The organism is Alkalihalobacillus deserti (assembly GCF_020734105.1).
Lineage (GTDB): Bacteria > Bacillota > Bacilli > Bacillales > Bacillaceae_D > Halalkalibacter > Halalkalibacter deserti.
Genome location: NZ_JAJAFR010000024.1, coordinates 1 through 19,247 on the forward strand (window position 1 = coordinate 1; position 19,247 = coordinate 19,247).

The following is a 19,247-nucleotide window of genomic DNA, read 5'->3' on the forward strand; positions in this document are numbered from 1 at the left end:
ATTATGGGGAAGAATTAGTAAACTATGAAGAATTAAAAAGACGGATTGAAGAATATATCTACTGGTACAACCATGAACGATCAAAAGAAAAATTGGCTGGTTTAAGTCCAGTCGAATACCGAACTCAACCCAGCCAATCAGCTGCATAATAAAAACTCTAACTTTTAGGGGTAACCACCCTCCATTAATGGGGAGCGATTGCTCTTTTTTATCTAAAACGGCAAACTAGCTATAAAACTGTTATACAGTTTTACTAATGCTAGAATGACTGCCAGTATAAACACACTCCAAAAGATTACCTGAAAAAAGATAAAACCAATTAATCCTACTGGAGTTAAGATATTACTAATCTTATATACAAGATAAATAAAATAACTTAAACTTGCTACGAGAAACAAAACAACAATTAATAAAACGTTCTGAGCTAGTAAAAGGGCAAGAATACTTGAGACAAGATAAATCCATGATCCTGCCCTTACCTTATTCAATTCATTGCCTTCTTCATCCTTTGAGAAAAACAACATCGAGAGTTCAATTATTGTATCTGAGATTAATTTCAACGCCGACAATACCATAAAAAAGAATAATTGCAACAAAAAAAGCAACGTTAGTTTAATTCCGCTTTCTGATATAAATTCCCTCATTCCATTATAGATCCCTAAATCAACCAACTGACTTAATATAAAGCCTTGAAAAAAAATAGCAAATGCTAGGCTATACAAAAGGATGGATACAAGTGGAAAGTGACTTGTGATATAGCGATTTGTCAACTGAGAGGTCTCCCATTCTTTTCTTACTATTTTGATTTATTTCTAGCTCCATGCTTGAAACTAAATTTGACTATTCCTTCACAATTATGTTCTTTTCATTTCTTTCTTAATCGAATTGCTTTATAATGAATTTATGATTTGTGACAAGGAGGAATAAACATGGGTACATTACTCATCCTTGCTGTTAGCATTGTTTTTTTCACTGCAATTTTCACTGCAGGTTACGAAGACAATCCGCACAAGAACTAATTGGAACCTCTTTATAACTTTTTTAGAAATCGACCATACTCATTAGAGATGGTCGATTTCTTTTGTCAAGTTAAGTTTGGAAAGCCTTGTTGACGAATAGCTTCATAAATCACAATAGCTGCTGTATTTGATACATTTAAAGAACGAATTTTCTCTGTTTGGGGGATTCGAAAACATCGATCTTTATTCTTTTCTATAATGTCTTGTGGAATACCCGTTGTTTCTCTGCCAAATACAAATAGATGATCAACCACTTCATCCGAGTAATCAAACTCACTATAATTTTTTGTTCCCACTGTTTCTATATAATAAAATTGACCCTCAGGATACGAGGCAAACAGCTCGTCCATAGAATCATAATACTTAATCGAAACACTTGGCCAGTAATCACAACCCGCTCTTTTGAGCATTTTATCATCCGTCGAAAAACCAAGAGGACGAATTAAATGCAACGTTGTATTCGTTCCCGCACATGTTCTAGCTATATTTCCTGTATTAGCAGGAATTTCTGGCTGATAAAGCACGATATGTAAGCCCACGTGCATACACCTCAATTTCTTTTAATTCTTTGTCCGTAAAGCATTATCCCTACGACAAAATTCATTATATCACCTCTCGTTGAAAGAATAAATCTAATAAGGATGACTCTTACTAAGTTTTCTACTCCTCAACTGACAACTATTCTTTGTAGCTAAGGCAGTAGTTTATTTTTGAGCCATCCCAAAAGTTAACTTATAATATGGAAAAATTTATATTTAATATTTGGAGTCCACGCAGTGGAATCTTCATATTTCCAATAACGCATTCGGCTATTTGATGTCTGGGCGTTGACGAGAGGCTCCCCATTTGGGTCTTTTGCGACGACAATGGTTGAATGCTGCCACCGACCGTCTCCGTCAAAGTCATAGCAAATAACGTCACCAGACTGAAGTTCTGACGCACTTTCTTTCTCTACTCCACGCAATCCATTCTGAGCCCCGCTTAAATACCACCTAAAGGCATGAGCAACTGCCCAACTAAAACTCCAGTTGTCAGAACGATACCACCATCCTTTGGCGCGATTAGAATGTACCGTCATTTCTGCACCACCAGCGTATAAGCATTGTGAAATAAAATTTGTACAGTTATTTGTAAACTTTCGATACTCTGGGTTGTAATCATCCCACCAACGTTCAGCGTATTTAACCGCTTCTAATCGATTATAAGCTCTTGAACGGTCACGTTGATTCATTCTTGTAGCCGCCTGAATAACTGACCCTCGTTCCTCCTCAAAACTTTGATGCAACCCATCTTCAATCAACTCTTCATTTGTAAATATAGCTCTACGATTTTCTCTTTCTTCTTCTATATATAGTTGATTTTTTATCTGAATTAAAAATTCATTTCGTATGCAATAATCAACTAATAACTGATTATCTAAACTAGTTGAACGAATAATATCTCCTTGTACAGATACTCTGACGATTTCTGCTCCTCTGTCTTTATGCATGTTTTTTTTTCTATCAACTAATTCATCTATCTCCCCCTCTCTACTCATTTCTACAAATTGCTTATTTCTTCTTTCAATGTGTTCATGTAGTTGCTTTACTACTTTCTCCCTCATCTTTCACTTCCCCCCTCCACTTAAAACCTATGCAAAGCAGACTGCATTTAGAAATGGGAGAGATTTAAGTGGAAATACCGTCATTTTTTGTTCAATAGTACAGTCTTTATTAATCCAATTCATGCGTTTATTGTCGAACATCAACATCAAGAGAGTTTTAATACACCCCCTCTTTTAAAAGGAAACCCCCAGAGCGCTCTTTTCTTCGCGTAGGCTTTCCCCCTTATCAAACTCATCCTGAATCATTCGAATTTATAGTATTTCTCACAAAAAAAAGAGTGACACAGTCACTCTTACCTACGAGATCTTTTCAATAGCGCCTTCTAGACTTAACAGAAGTTCCTTTTTATCTAATCCACCACCATACCCTACCATGTTTCCATTACTCCCAATCACACGATGACATGGAATAATAATAGGGATTGGATTTTGGTTATTAGCTCCCCCTATCGCTCGAACGGCTTTAGGAGCTCCAATGCTTTGTGCAATCTCTTTATATGATTTCGTTTCTCCATACTCGATTTCACTTAACGTATTCCAAACCTTTTTTTGAAATTCCGTTCCGCATAAATCTAAAGATACATCAAAGTTTTTTCTTTCACCTGAGAAATATTCTTCTAATTGCTGACAGATAGGCCTCAGCGTTTCGTCACATTGAACAACTTCACCTTTTCTACCTTGTTTTTTTAACCAGGCTTTTAATGATGCCATACATTTAACTAGTTCTCCAAAATGAATATGACAAACGCCCTTGTCTGTTGCAACGATCGTAAGTCTACCTACGGGACTATTCATTTCCTTGACATAATGAGTGATTTGCGCTGTCATGTAATCCCTTCCTTCCGATTGTCCAATCTTTTCCTTATCTTACATTATCAATCCAAATTTATGCTAGAGAACTAATGCTTATTTTCAAGGATTTTCAGCCCTTTTTCGATCTCTCGAAGAACTTCTTCTTCCTTTTCTGTATTTTTCACCTGATTAAGCAGTTCTTTCTCTTCTAAGCTTCCAATTACGCTAATGGCCCACGCAGCTGTACCTCTAATCACAGGGCGCGGATCCTTTTTTAATAAATCCATTAAAACTGGTAGTGCTTGCCGATCCTTAAAGTGAGCAAGTGCAATAATGGCATTTCTCTGAATCGGCTTTTTCCCACGCCATGAACCAGATACATGCCCAAACTTATCTTTAAACTCTCGATTACTCATCGTTAGTAATGGAATTAATTTAGGTTTAGAAATTTCTGGATCTGGCTCCATTTCAGGATGTAGATGAAAATCTTTTCCTTTGTTTTCTGGACACACTTGTTGACAGGTATCGCAACCATAAAGTCGATTCCCTAATTTTTTGCGATATTGATCTGGTAGGAAATCTTTTGTTTGTGTCAAAAAAGCTATACATTTACTCGAATCTAATTGTCCTCCCTGTATAAGCGCATCAGTAGGACATGCATCAATACATTTCGTACACGTTCCACATTGTTCGGTAATAGGAGTATCTGGTTCAAAGGAAATGGTTGTGACTAACTCTCCTAAGTACACATAACTTCCAAATTCCGGTGTGATAATCGCACAGTTCTTCCCACTCCAGCCAATCCCTGAGCGCTCTGCAACAGCACGGTCTGAAAGTTCTCCTGTATCAACCATTGAAATCGTTCTAGCTTCTGGAGCATGCTCTTGTAAGAACTGCTCAATCTTTTTCAAGCGTTCTCTTAAAACATCATGATAATCTTTGCCCCATGAAGCACGACAGAAAATCCCTCTCCGTTCTTCTTTCGTGCTTTTAGGAGGATTCGACAATTTAGAAGGATAAGCGAGTGCAATCGATATGATCGTCCTAGCTCCTTGAAGCAGCTTCTCAGGTTCAACTCGTTTCCCTATATTTGGTTCCTCAAAACCAGATTGATACCCCAATTCTTGCTGAGTAAGCAGCCGATCTTTTAATTGTACAAACGGGTCAGCTGATGCAAAACCAATTTTATCGACTCCTATTGTTTTACTATATGCAATAAGCTCATCCTTTAACTGGGCAAGTGCCATAGGCTCACCACCTTTCTTCTACCTTTTGTTATGCTATAATTAAAAAAAACATGTATTTGGAGGTTCTACCCATGGTTAACATATCGATAGATGAATCCGTTTCATCTAGTGTCCCTCAATTTAAAATAGGGGGTGTCCTGTACCATAATATCGTGATTAGCGATTCACCTCAAATGTTAAAGGGGCGTTTACAATTTTTTCAAGAAACATTAAGGCTCGAACTCGACACAAAAGAAATAACAGAATTTGAAGGCATTGCCGAATGGCGTCAAACATTTAAAGCGTTAGGAATAAACCCTGGAAGATATCGTCCTTCTCATGAAGCCCTTATAAGACGAATTAAACAAGGAAATCCATTACCACTCGTTCATTCTGCGGTTGACTTAAATACATTCTTTTCATTGCAATACAGTATTCCCTTGGGCATTTACGACTTTGATAAGATCAAAGGAGATGTCACTCTTCGCCTAGGAAACGAAAGCGACTCCTATGAAGGGGTAAATGGAAGGGTAAATGACATGATTGGTAAATTAGTGAGCGCAGATTCCAAAGGAGCTTTTGGGAGCCCTATAGTTGACTCTCTCCGTACAAAAGTAACAGCTGAGACAACATCTGCCCTACATCTTTTTTACTTACGTCCATCAATGGAAACGGAAGAGACATTTAAATTAGTTCAGGCAGCAGGTAAAATGTTCACGCAAATTCATGGTGGGAACTTCATCCATAAAATTGTCACATGTAAGCACAATTGGTAACCATTGGCATAAGTGAGTTTTGACATAGACTTGTTTAGCGAATTGAGTAATTGCCACATTTTCATCACATCAAAAAGACTGTTTCGGTTTATAATTTTCTTGAAATGGGAAATAGTAAAATGAAAGAAACTGAGGAGGTTATCCTATGAATCAAGAAAAAGTCCCAACAATCTTAAACAAACAAATTGCTAACTGGAGTGTTTTATTTATCAAGCTACACAATTATCATTGGTACGTAAAAGGACCATCATTCTTCACCCTACATGCAAAGTTCGAAGAGCTTTATAACGAAGCGTCTACACATATTGATGAACTAGCTGAACGTCTTTTAGCACTTAAAGGACATCCTGTCGCAACAATGAAGGAGTTCTTAGAAACTGCATCTGTAAAAGAAGCTAGCGGCAGTCAAGATGCTGAGGCAATGGTAGGCGAACTTGTAGAAGATTTCAATACATTAATTGATGAATTAAAGGAAGGTATGGAAGCCGCTGATTCACTTGGTGATGAAACGACTGCAGACATGCTACTAGCTATTCACCAATCGTTAGAGAAGCATAACTGGATGCTTCGCTCATTCTTAAAATAAAAAAACGCAGAGCGGTCTTTTCTTAGAAGCAATGAGAGGAGTTGCAGCTTTCTTTAATTAGGCTCTCATACTGCCTTGAAACCTACGCTGTATTCACTCTTTCACCCTATAAAAAAGAGGATCACACGACTCTTTCCGTGATGGTCCTCTTTCTTGCTTTTGTTTATTCAGCTTTTGGTGTGAAACTGCGTTTCGAGAATTCCTCATCTAACATAAAAAATGCATTACTATCATCATCTATACGCTTAAGTTTATGAATAATACTATCAAACATGTCCTCTTCTTCAACTTGTTCTTCAATGAACCATTTTAGGAAGTTGATTGTCGCATGTTCTCTATCATCAAGAGCTAAATCCGATAAATGATAGATTTTCTTCGTAACATCTTTTTCTTGTAGCAAGGCTTTTTCAAAGGCATCAAGAATTGAATTAAATTCATTATTAGGTTCTGCTAATTCTCGAATCGTAGCCCTTTCCCCTAGTGCATTAATAAAATCATAAAATTTCATAGCATGAAAGCGTTCCTCTTCTGCTTGTACCAAAAAGAAATTAGCAAAGCCATCATAACTTTCTGCCGAACAATAAGCAGCTATAGCTAAATAAGAATGTGCCGCATAAAATTCAAAATTCATTTGATCATTTAGCCCTTTTAATAATTTATCACCTAGCATATCATCACCCTTTACCTAAAGTATATCAATATTATAACACTTCCCAAATTGGATACTCTAAAAAACCATAAAAATATATCTAATTTGGTTCGCTGCTCAAGCATAGTTTTAACAAACTAACCTTTTTGAACAAGCTCTTTTAATCAAACGTTTATTTAACATTTTTTTCGTGACCCTTTTTACACATTCTTTCCTTGTTAGCATCGAAAATATTCTAAAGGGTGATTTATTAGTTAGACCATAAGATCAATAATTTTTATAACTGATTTTTAAATAGGAGTTGTCACAGTGATAACTCCTATTGTTAGATCGTTAACTATCCTACCTTACTTTGATTTTGTTCTGCATCAAGTGGATTTTGGGCGAAATGAAGTTCGGTCTTTAAGTCATTTAAATGTCGGTCTCTTTCTTCACGCGTCCAATTGTTCTTTTTTGCCATATAATCAGTCACTGCGTCTTTCCATTTAAACACCCAATTAATATTGAAGAAGAGAGCTCCCGTCCGGCGATTAAAAAAGTCGGTGGGTGTAGAAACCATCTCCTCTTCCATCCCATATTGCAACTGAGCTAAAAGCAGGGCCGGTAAACGATGTTGAATGGCCTCTCGTTTATTCGTACGCAAGAACTCGAACACCTGATCAATGTTAGAACCATATAATCTTACTACTCGTTCTGCTTCTTCATTAGAGAGCCCTAGAACGATTCCTTCATTTGTCTTAATCGTTACAAATGTTTCAAATGTCAAAGACCCTCCTACTTTTCCACCTGATAATGGAATACGATCAGTTGTACAAGTCTTTCTATTTCCTAAGTCTTTTGCGACATAATCGACAATGCGCTCAGCCATTTTTCGGTATCCGGTCAGCTTTCCACCTGCAATAGAAATGAGACCTGTATTTGAAAAAAAGATTTCGTCTTTCCTTGAAATTTCTGAAGCACTCTTTCCTTCCTCGTGAATAAGCGGACGCAACCCAGTCCAGCTTGATTCAATATCCTTTGCTGTTAGTTTTACGGTCGGAAACATGTAATTGACAGCATCGGTAATATAATCCCGATCTGCTACTGTCATTTTAGGATGTACAATATCTTCATTATAAAATGTATCTGTCGTACCTACATAAGTCTTCCCATCACGTGGAATGGCAAAAATCATTCGACCATCCTTTTCCGTATCAAAATAAACAGCTTGCTTCAAGGGAAAGCGACTTTGATCAATGACGAGATGAACACCTTTTGTTAGATACAAATACTTTCCTTGTTTAGAACCATCTTGTTTACGAAGCCTATCCACCCAAGGGCCTGCGGCGTTTACAATCTTTTTGGCATAAATAGCATACGTCTTCCCAGATAAGAGGTCTTTCACGTTAACGGCCACGACCTTTCCATCTTTATAAATAAAACCCTCAGCCTTCGTGTAATTTGTGGCCTTTGTTCCTCTTGCGACCGCTGCCTTTAAAACTTCAAGCGTTAACCTAGCATCATCAGTTCGGTATTCAACATAGATACCTCCACCTTTTAAGCCTTTTCTTCTAACCAATGGTTCTTTCTTTAAAACGTCTTTTCGTCTTAACATTTTTCTACGTTCATGTTTTCGAACGCCGGCTAGAAAATCATAAACTCTTAACCCAATAGAAGTAGTGAACTTCCCGAAAGTACCACCTTTAATCAGCGGGAGCAGCATCCACTCTGGTGTTGTTACATGTGGTGCATTTTCATAGACGATGGCTCGTTCCTTGCCCACTTCAGCGACCAACTTTACTTCAAATTGTTTTAAATAGCGAAGTCCTCCGTGAACCAGTTTCGTTGAACGACTTGATGTACCCCCAGCAAAATCCTGCATGTCAATTAATCCTGTATCTATCCCTCTTACTTGCGCATCAAGAGCAATCCCAGCTCCGGTAATCCCTCCACCAATCACAAGTAAATCTAATGTATTCTTACTCATTTCTTCTAATTTTGTTTGACGATTAAAACTAGAAAAATTCCCCATTTTCATCTCCCCTTAAATGTAGGTGTAAGTGAGATAAATAAAACCTCCAAAAAAGATATCAATAATAAAATAGCAGCTTTTGGAGAAAAAAGACCACAACAGCCCTATAACAATATTTGCTAAAAGAGTGTTGTGGTCTTCTTTAAATCTCTGACCGAATGATTAACTTACTTACAATTATATCCTTTTCTCATTATTTTTCAAGACCTACTTAAACATTTGAGCAGCCTTCACAGCCTTTTTCCAGCCGTTATATAGGGACTCTTGTTCCTCTTTCACCATGCTTGCTTCAAAGCGATGATCAAGGGCCCACTGCGTCTTAATCACCTTTTTATCCTTCCAAAAGCCTACTGCAAGTCCCGCTAAATAAGCGGCCCCAAGCGCTGTTGTTTCTTGCACTTGAGACCGTTCAACTGGAACTCCCAACATGTCACTTTGAAATTGCATGAGGAAGTTATTGGAAACCGCTCCACCATCAACTCGAAGGGTTTTAACTAAAATGCCTGAGTCGGCTTCCATGGAGGTTAACACATCCTTCGTTTGATAGGCTAATGACTCAAGTGTTGCTCTAATAAAATGTTCTTTTTCCGATCCACGTGTTAGTCCGAAAACAGCCCCTCTTACATCGCTATCCCAGTAAGGAGTTCCTAGTCCAACAAACGCTGGTACGACATAGACACCTTCTGTTGATGTTACTCTTTGGGCGTAGGACTCCGAATCTTCTGCCGACTTAAACATCCTCAATCCATCACGTAACCACTGGATTGCAGAACCTGCGACAAATATACTTCCTTCCAGTGCATACTCCACCTTCCCATCAATACCCCAAGCAAGCGTCGTCAATAATCCATGCTCTGACTTAACCGCTTTCATACCTGTATTCATCAACATGAAACACCCTGTTCCATAAGTGTTCTTTGCCATCCCCTCTTCAAAACAAGCCTGCCCAAACAAAGCTGCTTGCTGGTCTCCCGCCGCACCAGCGATTGGAACGTTCTGCCCAAAAAAGTGGTAATCAACGGTCGTACCATAGACTTCAGAGGAAGGTCTAACTTCTGGCAACATCTGTCTCGGTACATCAAGCATCGCAAGTAACTCGTCATCCCACTTTAAATCATAAATGTTATACATCAGCGTTCTTGAAGCATTTGAATAATCGGTTACGTGAGCTTCCCTGCCTGAAAGCTTCCAAATCAACCAGGTATCAACGGTTCCAAATAGAAGATCACCTTTATCTGCTTTATCTCTTGCTCCTTCTACGTGATCAAGAATCCATTTAACTTTTGTTCCAGAAAAATAGGCATCAATTAGTAACCCTGTTTTGTCACGAACTATTTGCTCGTAACCTTTTTCTTTTAGTTCATCACAGATATCAGCTGTTTGCCTTGATTGCCAGACAATGGCATTGTAGATCGGTTTTCCTGTGTGTTTATCCCAAACCACTGTCGTTTCACGTTGGTTGGTTATGCCAATCCCAGCTATTTCTTTCTGATCTACATTTGCCTTTAACATCACGCCTGAAATAACAGCAAGAATAGAAGCCCAGATCTCATTAGCATTATGTTCTACCCACCCTGGTTTAGGGAAGATTTGTTCAATTTCTTTTTGCTCAGTGCTAATGATTGTTCCTTCTTGATCGAATAGGATTGCTCGCGAACTCGTTGTTCCTTGATCCAAAGCAAGAATATATTTTTTCTTCATGCTTACTCCCCCTGATTTAAGCTGAGTTTCTGCCTCATATCATTGTTGTTATAGTTCAACTTGATCTCTTCTCATCCCTTGTACATATATACAATAGTACAACAACTACCATGATAAAAATTCATAAATTCAATGAATTGATTCCTTCCAAAAGAGTATCATAATCTGTTGTTCCTAGTCCCCACTACCAATGATTGTCCCTACGATTGGAATCCAAGGGTACGCTTAACCTGAATCATCATTTTTCCCTGCAATAGGCAATAATTTCGGTTCAATATCATTTGTCTGCTTCCAATATGGGCAGTCATGCACCAACTAGAGATGCTTTGATAAAAGTACCACCAATTTGACAATAATTATAGGGGGAATCCAGCCCCCCTTGTCAAATTGCGGTTGGTGACAACCCCTATCCAATATGCTAGGTTTAAGGTTAGGAAAATGGTTTGGGGGGATTACATTGAGTAGAAAGGCTTTTATATTGGCATTCATAACCATTATAATATGGGGGTCTACGTTTGCAGCTATTCGTGCTAGTTTACATGGTGGCTATTCTGCCGGTCATTTGGTCCTCGTTCGCTATTTGATCGCATCGGGATTATTTGCAACGTATGCCTTATGGCCGGGTGTGAAATTTCGTTTACCGAAAAAAGAAGATCTTCTTAAAATTTTCATCCTTGGATTTATTGGAATTAGTATTTATCACATCGGGGTCACGTTTGGAGAGCAAACGATTTCTGCTGGTACCGCTGGTATGCTGATCGGATCAGCGCCGATCTTCACTTCAATTATTGCAGTCATTGTTCTAAAAGAACGCTTAGGAATGATAGGTTGGGCTGGGCTTGCTATTGGTTTCGTGGGGATTTTCACGATTACATTGGGCACAACTGGACCATCTTTTACGCTAGATGAAGGAGTCTTTTTGGTTTTAATAGCTGCCATTGCGACCTCGGTATTTTTTGTATTCCAGAAACCGCTTTTCCAGCGCTATAGACCGATTGAATTAGCAGCTTATTTTACATGGGTAGGCACAATCCCATTTCTCTTCTTTGCTCCTGGACTTTTTGAGACGTTGCAACACGCAACACTAGAAGCCCATCTATCTGCGATCTATGCTGGTATTTTTCCAGCGGGTATTGCTTATGTCACTTGGGGCATTGCCTTATCGCTAAGTAACGCTAGTAGTGTTGGCAGTATGATGTACTTAGAACCAGCTGTGGCGATCGTCGTCGCTTTAATTTGGCTACAGGAATTACCAAGCACACTTTCAATCATTGGTGGTGTTATTGCGCTTTCTGGTGTGATGATCGTGAGTGTGTTAGGGAAGAGAAGTCATGTAAGTATGATGGAGAAAGCGTCGTGATTTTGTGTGGTTACCATCCGCTTCCACAGATAAAGCGGCTATAAAAGTGATTATTAGACATAGTCACCTTCCTTCTTTTTATGTTGAAGATTAGATTAGAGCTAGTGTCAGCATTAGATAAAGTTTAGCAGTGAACTATAAATGCTTGCGGATGGGGTAACACGCAATACTGAGCAACTTTTAACATCAAACCCACCTAGAAAAACACTGTGATGAAAAAATCACAGTGTTTTTCTCTACCTATTAACCTTCTGCTGACATCTCTAAATCATCATCAGTAGGCTTTTCTAAATACTGTGTATCCTTGCGGGCATTAAAGCGCTCTGCTTTTTCTACTTTTACAGCCACATTATAACTAGGAATCTTCGAAAACTTCTCGTAAACTCCTTTTGGAAGTAGGAAGTTTCCTTCTGGGAAGTGGACCTCTAGATTTCCTTTAGCAATATCAACAAATCTCGCTTTTCCTGTGAATACACCATGCTGATTGTATACGACCACTAACTCACGCTCTGTAATACTCAACTCTTTTGCATCTTCCTCATTCATTAGCACATCATAACGGTCGGATCCGTTAAAAGAATCATGCTCACTATAAACCATCGAGTTAAATTGTTTACCGCGTCTTGTCGTTATATAAAAATCTCCATCGACTTTATTTAGATCTGGAATATCAACTGGAATTAAATTTCCTTTGCCGTCTGGTGTTGGACAAATTCCATCTTCACATAACCAAGCTCCACCCCATTGAAAAACATCGCCTTGTTTCTTAAGGTGTTGAACACCTTCGTAATTTGGATTCGCGATTGCAATCTCATCACGAATGGCTTGCCCATCTTTAAAATCAACTAAATAAGCTTCTTCAGGGTTAACTCGCTTCGCAAGATCAATATAGATCTCCCATTCAGAACGAGCTTCTTCGACAATCTGCTTATTACCCTCAATCGTTGGAGAGAAGTAAACCATTCGTTCTGTTGATGTTGATGTTCCACCGCCGTCTTGCTCATAACGAGTTTTGGCAGGAAGAACAATAACGGCTTCTTTCGCATCTACTAATGTTGATGTGTTAAAAATGATATCTTGGTGAACGCGAACCTCAAGCTCTGATAATGCTTTCTCAACAAAAGTAGGATCAGGCATCGTTTCTAAGAAGTTACCACCAGATAAATAATACATTTTAATCTTTCTCTCATGGTCCTCTGGTAATAAGCAGTTCTCTAGTGAAACACCTAGTACATCGCCTTGCCATTTAGGTACTTCGAAATTCCAGAGTTTCTCTATTCTCTCAATGTTATTAGGTTCAAAGTCTCCACCCGGAAGGACGAATGGATCAGCTCCCATTTCTCCACTTCCTTGCACACTAGAGTGGCCACGTATTGGCATGACTCCACAGTGTTCACGGCCTAAGAAGCCTCTGAGTAGAGCTAGATTTGCAACTTGCGAGATGTTATCTGAAGCAAATGTATGCATTGTCAGGCCTAACGACCAAACAAATACACCTGATTTACTATGTGCTAGGATTTGTGCTAGTTCACCAATTCTTTCTTTAGTAACACCCGCTGATTCAACGATTGTATCCCAAGATTGTTCTTGTACTTTGTCTTTTAATTCACCATAGCCATTCACATGTTCTTGTACAAAATGATGATCAACAGCAGAGCCTGGCTTAACTTCTTCCATTTCAAACCAGTGCTTCATAATACCATGCATAAAGGCGATATCTCCACCGATATTAACTTGATAGAAATCATCTGCAAGTTTCGTGCCGAATAAAGCTGACTCTCCAACAGAGGGAATCCAATACTTTTCCATTGCTGGCTCGCGGTAAGGGTTGATACAAATAATCTTCGTGCCTTTACGCTTAGCGGCGTACATATATTTAGTTGAGACTGGTTGGTTATTCGCTGCAACAGAACCCCAGAATACAATGACGTCAGAGCCGATCCAATCTTTGTAATTACAACTCGATGCCCCGATCCCAACAGAACGCTTCAGCGCTGTTTTAGATGGAGAATGACAAATCCGCGACGCATTGTCAATATTATTCGTTCCTAAGAATCTAGCTACCTTTGCCGCTACATAATAGGACTCGTTTGTAATTCCTCTTGATGTTAAGAAGAAACCATAATTTTTCGGATCTAACTTCTTCATTTTATTTGCAATTATGTCGATTGCTTCATCCCACTCGATCCGAGTGAATCTCCGTTCTCCTGGTCTTCGAATAAGTGGATATGGAACACGTCCAAGTTCACGAAGCTCTGCACTCGTATATTTACGTAGCTCATCAATATCTGCATGGACGATTTCCTCTTTCATCGCTGGCATTGTATTAAGACGTAAAACATTTAAACGAGTTGTACAAACGTGAGGCCCTGCTAGTGTTTGATCATATAGACCAGCAACCCCTAGCGCACAGCCATCACAAACGCCTTTTGTAATGATGTTTTTCGCGTAGTTTAAATTATCTTTATTATTCCAAACGACCTTCATCGTTTCTCTAATATGCTTAGGTTTTACTTTACCTAAACCAAATGGCACCTTACTTGCCCAAAGTTTAGGATCTGGCATACTAGGTAGTTTAATCGGTCCCGTGTGTTTTGTTTTACCCATTTGAGTCACTCCTCTTTTATAATGTTTATGAATAAATAAGCTAATACATGTTGGAAATGTAATGGATGGCTCAGCTCATTGCTTCGAAATTGTTCAAAAAGGTAAAAACCAACTTTTCAAACATTTTCTATAAAAAAAACCACCGTTCATCCCTAGCAAAACTAGAGATAATCCGGTGGTTTAGTCTTTTGCAGGATCGCTACCAAGTGCCAGAACCAAACTATTTTTTTAATGTGAATTTTTCTTCAATGTCTTCGTCAAACACAAAGATCGACATACCGAAGTCACGATCAATATCAATATCCACGAACAGATGTAAAAACTTACATTGTAAGAATTCTTCCATTTCCGCTGGTGGATTTTTTCGATACATGTCTTTTACCATTTCCGTACGAGCGGCTCTGAGCATCTGCCTTCCTTCATCAGCTGTTGCAATAAATTTCTCAACAGGAGAAAGATTGCCTTCCATCTCACATATCGCCCAATTTTTACAAAACGTTGTACTCACCTTGCTAGGTCCTTTGCCCATATGCTTTTTTCGAAATGAGCGAACGAGATTACTAAATTCGGCTTCATATTTGTTCATTTTTTACCCTCACTTACTTCTTATTACTTTTAGTGTATCAAACAAATAATGTTATGCAATGGTTCTTAGTGGTTAGAGCTTGTTTGATGAACTTTTAAGAAGTAGTTGGAGTAACACCATTTTCCATTTAACTAGCTAAATCCTTCACTTCGTTTTACCGTTTCTTTCACTTTCTCTTTTTCTCTATACACAAAAAAATCGACGCTAGTCTTCTAAAGAATACAACATACCAAAAATAAGTATACTTATCTCCAAAAGCGCGACGATTAGTTTCAAGCAGGATACGCTGCTATCAACCTAATAGAAATCGCTTACAACAACTATGTAACAGATAAAATTGACGACAGGTTCGCTATCTCTGATCTTAAATGTTACAAATTTATGAATACATTTAAATCATAGCTTGTTTTCTTTTATTTTTCAATAGATTTCTAGGACTCGATTTCTAAGTTATACTCTAAATGACGAGGGTAGCCACTGCCTTTTTTCAGGCCACTTAAATCTTTTCTAACACTTGAAGTTTAGTCGTATAAAAACTTGTCACTAGCCAAAATCTATGATTATATGTTAATCATTGAGAGAGGAAGGAGGCTGCTTATGAATGAACCATTAAGTATTAGTAAATCTATTTATAGATACAATCAAGACCAATTTGTCGAGACAAAAGATGACATTGTCATTGAATTCCCTTTAACTGTTTATATAAATGATGAAGAATTTGCGACGATGGTTTGTAGTCCGAGAAACCTTGATGAAATGGTGATTGGCTTTTTGGCTTCTGAAGGCGTTATTCGTTTTAAAAAAGAAATTAAAGACATGAAGATCGATGCTGACCGTGGTTTTGCATATGTTGAATTACATTCAAAGGAAATAAAAAATCAACAATACTTCTCAAAACGATTCATCGGTTCATGTTGCGGAAAAAGCAGACAGTTTTACTTTCAAAATGACGTTCGAACAGCAAAAACTTCGATGGTAAAAACGACCATAACGAGTCAACAATGTATAGACCTGATGAAAAAAATGCAAGAGGATAGTCTTGTTTTTAAAAATACAGGTGGGGTTCATAACGCAGCACTATGTACACCTGAAGATCTAATTGTTAGCCGTTCAGATATCGGAAGGCATAATGCGCTAGATAAGTTATATGGGCACTCGCTTTTAAACGGCATTTCTGTTAAAGATAAGATTCTTGTTTTTAGTGGGAGGATCTCATCAGAAATATTAACAAAAGCAGCTAAAATTGGTGTCGGGGTTGTGTTATCCAAATCCGCCCCAACAGATTTAGCGATCAAATTAGCAGAGGATTTAAATATTACAGCTGTAGGTTTTATAAGAGGTGGGTCTTTTAATATTTACTCTCACCCTGAACGAATTATTTTAGACAAAAAGGAGCGATATTTGTGAGTTCATGTAAGATTGATCATCCATTAGAAGATGTTAAAAATAAGCTAACCTCTCAAAAAGAATTTCTCCCAACTGATCTTCACATGCGATCTGAGAAGTTTCTTGAAACAACACGTACCCAGCTTGAATTAAATGAACTTTTCCATCTTTTAAAAAAATACGATTTAGCTACATCCGAAGAGCAGGAAAAACGTAATCAACAACTAAATAAATTACTTGGATAAATAACAAGAATCGCGCTAGTCGTCTTTTCTTAGAATCACTGGGCCGAACGACAGCGGTTTTGTTGTTGTTCGGTGCGCAGCATGTGGATCCATTGCCACCCGTGAGTAGGCTTTCTACTTCATCGAGACCCATCCTGTATTCATTTAAAATTTCAATACTTTCCTATCTTTTAATAAAAAATCCGCTAACCAATCTAGTTAGCGGATTTTTGAAAATTCATCCTCCACTCACAGGAGGAATAAAAGCAATCGTATCACCAGCTTTTAACAGGTCTGACTCACTCGCGTAACTCTCATTAATCGCAATCATCGTGTTATCAAGTGTTGTTAGATTGTACTCTTCTAACAGCCAGTTCTTTAGATCACTTACTGTCATACCAGCCCTCTCGACTTTTATCTCATCAACCCCAGTTTCTTCCTGAAGCTCAGCAAATAACAAAATTTTAATCATCGGTCTGGCCTCCTATCTCTGGTGCCCCTTTTGGGTAAGAGGTTTTTTCAAGTTGATCACCAATCCACTTGCTCCCATCCTCCCAAAACTCTTTTTTCCAAATTGGAACAATTTCCTTAATGCGCTCCATCGCGTATTCATTTGCTTCATACGCTGCCTTGCGATGCGGAGTTGAGACGGCAATAATCACAGCAATGTCTGATATGTCTAACATACCTACGCGATGCGTAATAGCAATCATCGCACCTGGCCACTTTGCTTCTACTTCTTGACCAATTTGCTCTAGCATTTTTATCGCCATCGGCTTATACGCTTGATACTCCAATTTAAGCGTTCGTTTTCCATGTGTTAGTTCTCTAACCGTTCCGATAAAAGTCGCAATAGCCCCGCATTCCCTACGAGTCACTTTAGCAACGATTTCCTCCATTGATAGCGGGGTGTCTTGTATTTCAAATAGAAGTTGATCCATGTTTATCACTCAATTTCTTTTAGTATATATTCAAGATAGCTAGCAGATTCATTTAAATTATAGATCGGATAATCCAATGATTCAATCTTAAAAGGTTTCCATGTAATTGCGCAAAGAATGGGATCGACCTCTCTTAAGAGCTTTATATCCTCTTCTCCTCTTAACAAAACAACTTTTGAGTAGTTCTCTTTTTTAAACCCCTCTACCAAAATCACATCTGGAGAAAATGACTCATACAATCGAATCAATTTCGGCAATGGCCATTCTTGGTCTTTAATATGAATCTGCAAAGACCCTCCGCCTTCTACGGCAGTCAAAAATGCACCAGCCTGCTCATGTCTTTCACTATCTTTTAACGAACCTTCTCTTTTTTGAGCAATGTTATGACCGTGGTGTTTGATCGAGGCAACTTGCCAGCCTCTGTCTGAGCAACCTTTTATTAATTTTTCCATTAACGTCGTTTTCCCACTGTTTTGGTAACCAACTACTTGTAAGATGCGACAATATCGTTCCACGGCCATTCACTTCCCTGAGTATCTTCTAACAAGAGTATATCGATGGCCATTCCTTTTTCATACCCTCTAGTACCTCCTGGTAATAACATTAAACAATCCGCACCACCTAAAGAACTAACAATTCCTGATTTATCAACGCCTGAAGGAGAAGCCATTAATTGACCATTTAGATAATCAACTCTTGATCTAACTAATCTCATAAACGGATTCGGTTTTGGAAAGTCTACTCCAAGCGTTGCTTTCGTCTTCTTAAGATGTGGAAAATCATTAAATAGAGTTTGACGCAGCATCGGTCTGACAAATAACTCAAAGCCTACATAGCAAGCCGATGGATTTCCAGAAAGACCATAAATCATTTTTTCACCCAAATTCGCAACAGTTGTCACACTTCCAGGTCTCATCGCTACTTTGTTGAATAGAACTTCTGCATCTAATTCTTTTAAAATAGCTGGAACATAATCATAGTCACCCACCGAAACGCCACCTGTTGTAATTAACATGTCCACTTCGGAAAGAGCCTGTTTTGTTGCGGCAAGACAAGCATCAAAATCATCATTTAGCTTACCCAAGTACTTAGCTTGTCCGCCTGCTCTCTCAATTTGTGCCATGATCATATAAGCATTACTGTTGCGGATCTTACCAGGAGCAAGCGGTTCGTCGACATTTAACAACTCAGTTCCGGTTGCAATCACACCTATTACCGGCTTTTTTGCAACCAGTACCTTTGAATAACCAAATGTAGCAAGCAAAGCCACAATACCCGGGTTAATCTGCGTCCCTTTTTTAATTAAAACCGTTCCCTTTTCCATGTCCTCACCTTGATAAGAAATGTTGTCTCCTTTTTTTAATAAACGTTTGATTAAAATCGTAGGTTCTCCTTCAAGTTCCTTCACAAGCTCGAGCATTACAACTGCATCACAGCCTTGTGGTATTTGAGCACCTGTCATAATTCTAACGGCTTGAAAAGGCTTAACGTCTTCTTCAAATACATACCCAGCTCCGATTTCACCTATTACTTCAAATCGAACAGGATGATCTGCCGTAGCTTCTTTTGTATCTTCAGCCCGAATGGCAAAACCATCATACGGAGATCGATCAAACGCAGGAACATCATGTGATGCGATTAAATCTTCTGCTAAACATCTCCCAAATGAATCCTCAATAGCAACGGTCTCTTTAGTAGCTATTGTCTTGTATTTCATCACTCTTGAAACGGCTTCTTCAACCGGAATTGGCTTTCGCTTTTCTACCATTAGACACACTCC

General features: G+C 38.5%; 20 protein-coding genes. 6 read left to right on the forward strand and 14 right to left on the reverse strand.

What is annotated here, in order from left to right; genetic code table 11:
- The coding region (locus tag LDX58_RS22475; RefSeq protein ID WP_227937813.1) for an IS3 family transposase at window positions 1-149 on the forward strand (149 nt) is incomplete at its 5' end.
- 63 nt (window positions 150-212) lie between these two features.
- Here LDX58_RS22475 and LDX58_RS22480 read toward each other — a convergent pair.
- From LDX58_RS22480 to queG, 5 genes are all read right to left on the reverse strand, one after another.
- A complete protein-coding gene (locus LDX58_RS22480) occupies window positions 213-770 on the reverse strand; it encodes a DUF5366 family protein (protein WP_227939610.1) in 558 nt (185 codons plus the stop codon).
- Between the two features lie 314 nt (window positions 771-1,084).
- The gene (trmL, locus tag LDX58_RS22485) at window positions 1,085-1,558 is read right to left on the reverse strand and encodes a tRNA (uridine(34)/cytosine(34)/5-carboxymethylaminomethyluridine(34)-2'-O)-methyltransferase TrmL (RefSeq protein ID WP_227939612.1); all 474 of its coding nucleotides are present in this window, start codon (window positions 1,556-1,558) and stop codon (window positions 1,085-1,087) included.
- Window positions 1,559-1,746: 188 nt separating this feature from the next.
- Window positions 1,747-2,622 (reverse strand): amidase domain-containing protein, encoded by an 876-nt coding sequence (locus tag LDX58_RS22490; protein ID WP_227939614.1) that lies wholly within the window; start codon window positions 2,620-2,622, stop codon window positions 1,747-1,749.
- Window positions 2,623-2,919: 297 nt separating this feature from the next.
- Window positions 2,920-3,450, reverse strand: coding sequence for a methylated-DNA--[protein]-cysteine S-methyltransferase (locus tag LDX58_RS22495; RefSeq protein ID WP_227939616.1), 531 nt, complete (start codon window positions 3,448-3,450; stop codon window positions 2,920-2,922).
- 71 nt (window positions 3,451-3,521) lie between these two features.
- Complete coding sequence (queG, locus tag LDX58_RS22500) at window positions 3,522-4,661, reverse strand: tRNA epoxyqueuosine(34) reductase QueG (protein WP_227939618.1); 1,140 nt, start codon at window positions 4,659-4,661, stop codon at window positions 3,522-3,524.
- Window positions 4,662-4,732: 71 nt separating this feature from the next.
- Here queG and LDX58_RS22505 point away from each other — a divergent pair, with 71 nt between their 5' ends.
- Together LDX58_RS22505 and LDX58_RS22510 are read left to right on the forward strand one after the other, a co-directional pair.
- Window positions 4,733-5,416, forward strand: a complete 684-nt coding sequence (locus tag LDX58_RS22505) for a B3/B4 domain-containing protein (RefSeq protein ID WP_227939620.1) — start codon at window positions 4,733-4,735, stop codon at window positions 5,414-5,416.
- A gap of 145 nt (window positions 5,417-5,561) precedes the next feature.
- On the forward strand, window positions 5,562-6,002 hold the full coding sequence (locus tag LDX58_RS22510; protein WP_227939622.1) for a Dps family protein: 441 nt from the start codon (window positions 5,562-5,564) through the stop codon (window positions 6,000-6,002).
- A gap of 163 nt (window positions 6,003-6,165) precedes the next feature.
- Here LDX58_RS22510 and LDX58_RS22515 read toward each other — a convergent pair whose 3' ends face one another.
- The 3 genes from LDX58_RS22515 to glpK all read right to left on the reverse strand — a co-directional run bounded on the left by LDX58_RS22515 (window position 6,166) and on the right by glpK (window position 10,363).
- Window positions 6,166-6,672: a ferritin gene (locus LDX58_RS22515; RefSeq protein WP_227939624.1), complete on the reverse strand. Its 507-nt coding sequence runs from the start codon at window positions 6,670-6,672 to the stop codon at window positions 6,166-6,168.
- Between the two features lie 316 nt (window positions 6,673-6,988).
- Window positions 6,989-8,662: a glycerol-3-phosphate dehydrogenase/oxidase gene (locus LDX58_RS22520; RefSeq protein ID WP_227939630.1), complete on the reverse strand. Its 1,674-nt coding sequence runs from the start codon at window positions 8,660-8,662 to the stop codon at window positions 6,989-6,991.
- Between the two features lie 207 nt (window positions 8,663-8,869).
- Complete coding sequence (gene glpK / locus LDX58_RS22525; protein ID WP_227939632.1) at window positions 8,870-10,363, reverse strand: glycerol kinase GlpK; 1,494 nt, start codon at window positions 10,361-10,363, stop codon at window positions 8,870-8,872.
- Between the two features lie 457 nt (window positions 10,364-10,820).
- Between glpK and LDX58_RS22530 the strand changes: the two genes are divergently transcribed.
- Window positions 10,821-11,723 carry a DMT family transporter gene (locus tag LDX58_RS22530; protein ID WP_227939634.1) on the forward strand — a complete coding sequence of 301 codons (903 nt, stop codon included), beginning with the start codon at window positions 10,821-10,823 and terminating at the stop codon, window positions 11,721-11,723.
- A gap of 243 nt (window positions 11,724-11,966) precedes the next feature.
- Here the strand turns inward: LDX58_RS22530 and LDX58_RS22535 are convergent, their stop codons facing one another.
- Together LDX58_RS22535 and LDX58_RS22540 are read right to left on the reverse strand one after the other, a co-directional pair.
- Window positions 11,967-14,330: an FdhF/YdeP family oxidoreductase gene (locus tag LDX58_RS22535; protein WP_227939636.1), complete on the reverse strand. Its 2,364-nt coding sequence runs from the start codon at window positions 14,328-14,330 to the stop codon at window positions 11,967-11,969.
- A gap of 220 nt (window positions 14,331-14,550) precedes the next feature.
- Window positions 14,551-14,916, reverse strand: a complete 366-nt coding sequence (locus LDX58_RS22540; RefSeq protein WP_227939638.1) for a Na-translocating system protein MpsC family protein — start codon at window positions 14,914-14,916, stop codon at window positions 14,551-14,553.
- A gap of 597 nt (window positions 14,917-15,513) precedes the next feature.
- Here LDX58_RS22540 and fdhD point away from each other — a divergent pair.
- Both fdhD and LDX58_RS22550 read left to right on the forward strand, forming a co-directional pair.
- Window positions 15,514-16,323: a formate dehydrogenase accessory sulfurtransferase FdhD gene (fdhD, locus tag LDX58_RS22545; RefSeq protein ID WP_227939640.1), complete on the forward strand. Its 810-nt coding sequence runs from the start codon at window positions 15,514-15,516 to the stop codon at window positions 16,321-16,323.
- On the forward strand, window positions 16,320-16,547 hold the full coding sequence (locus LDX58_RS22550; RefSeq protein ID WP_227939641.1) for a group-specific protein: 228 nt from the start codon (window positions 16,320-16,322) through the stop codon (window positions 16,545-16,547). Before fdhD ends, LDX58_RS22550 begins: the two co-directional genes overlap by 4 nt.
- 217 nt (window positions 16,548-16,764) lie before the next feature.
- On the opposite strand, the gene moaD is transcribed toward LDX58_RS22550, so the two are convergent.
- Genes moaD through LDX58_RS22570 form a run of 4 tightly spaced genes read right to left on the reverse strand, consistent with a single transcriptional unit; the run spans window position 16,765 to window position 19,235 of the window.
- Window positions 16,765-16,998, reverse strand: coding sequence for a molybdopterin converting factor subunit 1 (gene moaD, locus LDX58_RS22555; protein ID WP_227939643.1), 234 nt, complete (start codon window positions 16,996-16,998; stop codon window positions 16,765-16,767).
- Window positions 16,991-17,467 carry a molybdenum cofactor biosynthesis protein MoaE gene (locus tag LDX58_RS22560; protein ID WP_227939645.1) on the reverse strand — a complete coding sequence of 159 codons (477 nt, stop codon included), beginning with the start codon at window positions 17,465-17,467 and terminating at the stop codon, window positions 16,991-16,993. Before LDX58_RS22560 ends, moaD begins: the two co-directional genes overlap by 8 nt.
- A gap of 5 nt (window positions 17,468-17,472) precedes the next feature.
- Window positions 17,473-17,988, reverse strand: coding sequence for a molybdopterin-guanine dinucleotide biosynthesis protein B (mobB, locus tag LDX58_RS22565; RefSeq protein ID WP_227939647.1), 516 nt, complete (start codon window positions 17,986-17,988; stop codon window positions 17,473-17,475).
- A complete protein-coding gene (locus LDX58_RS22570; RefSeq protein ID WP_227939649.1) occupies window positions 17,952-19,235 on the reverse strand; it encodes a molybdopterin molybdotransferase MoeA in 1,284 nt (427 codons plus the stop codon). Before LDX58_RS22570 ends, mobB begins: the two co-directional genes overlap by 37 nt.
- Between the last annotated feature and the right edge of the window lie 12 nt (window positions 19,236-19,247).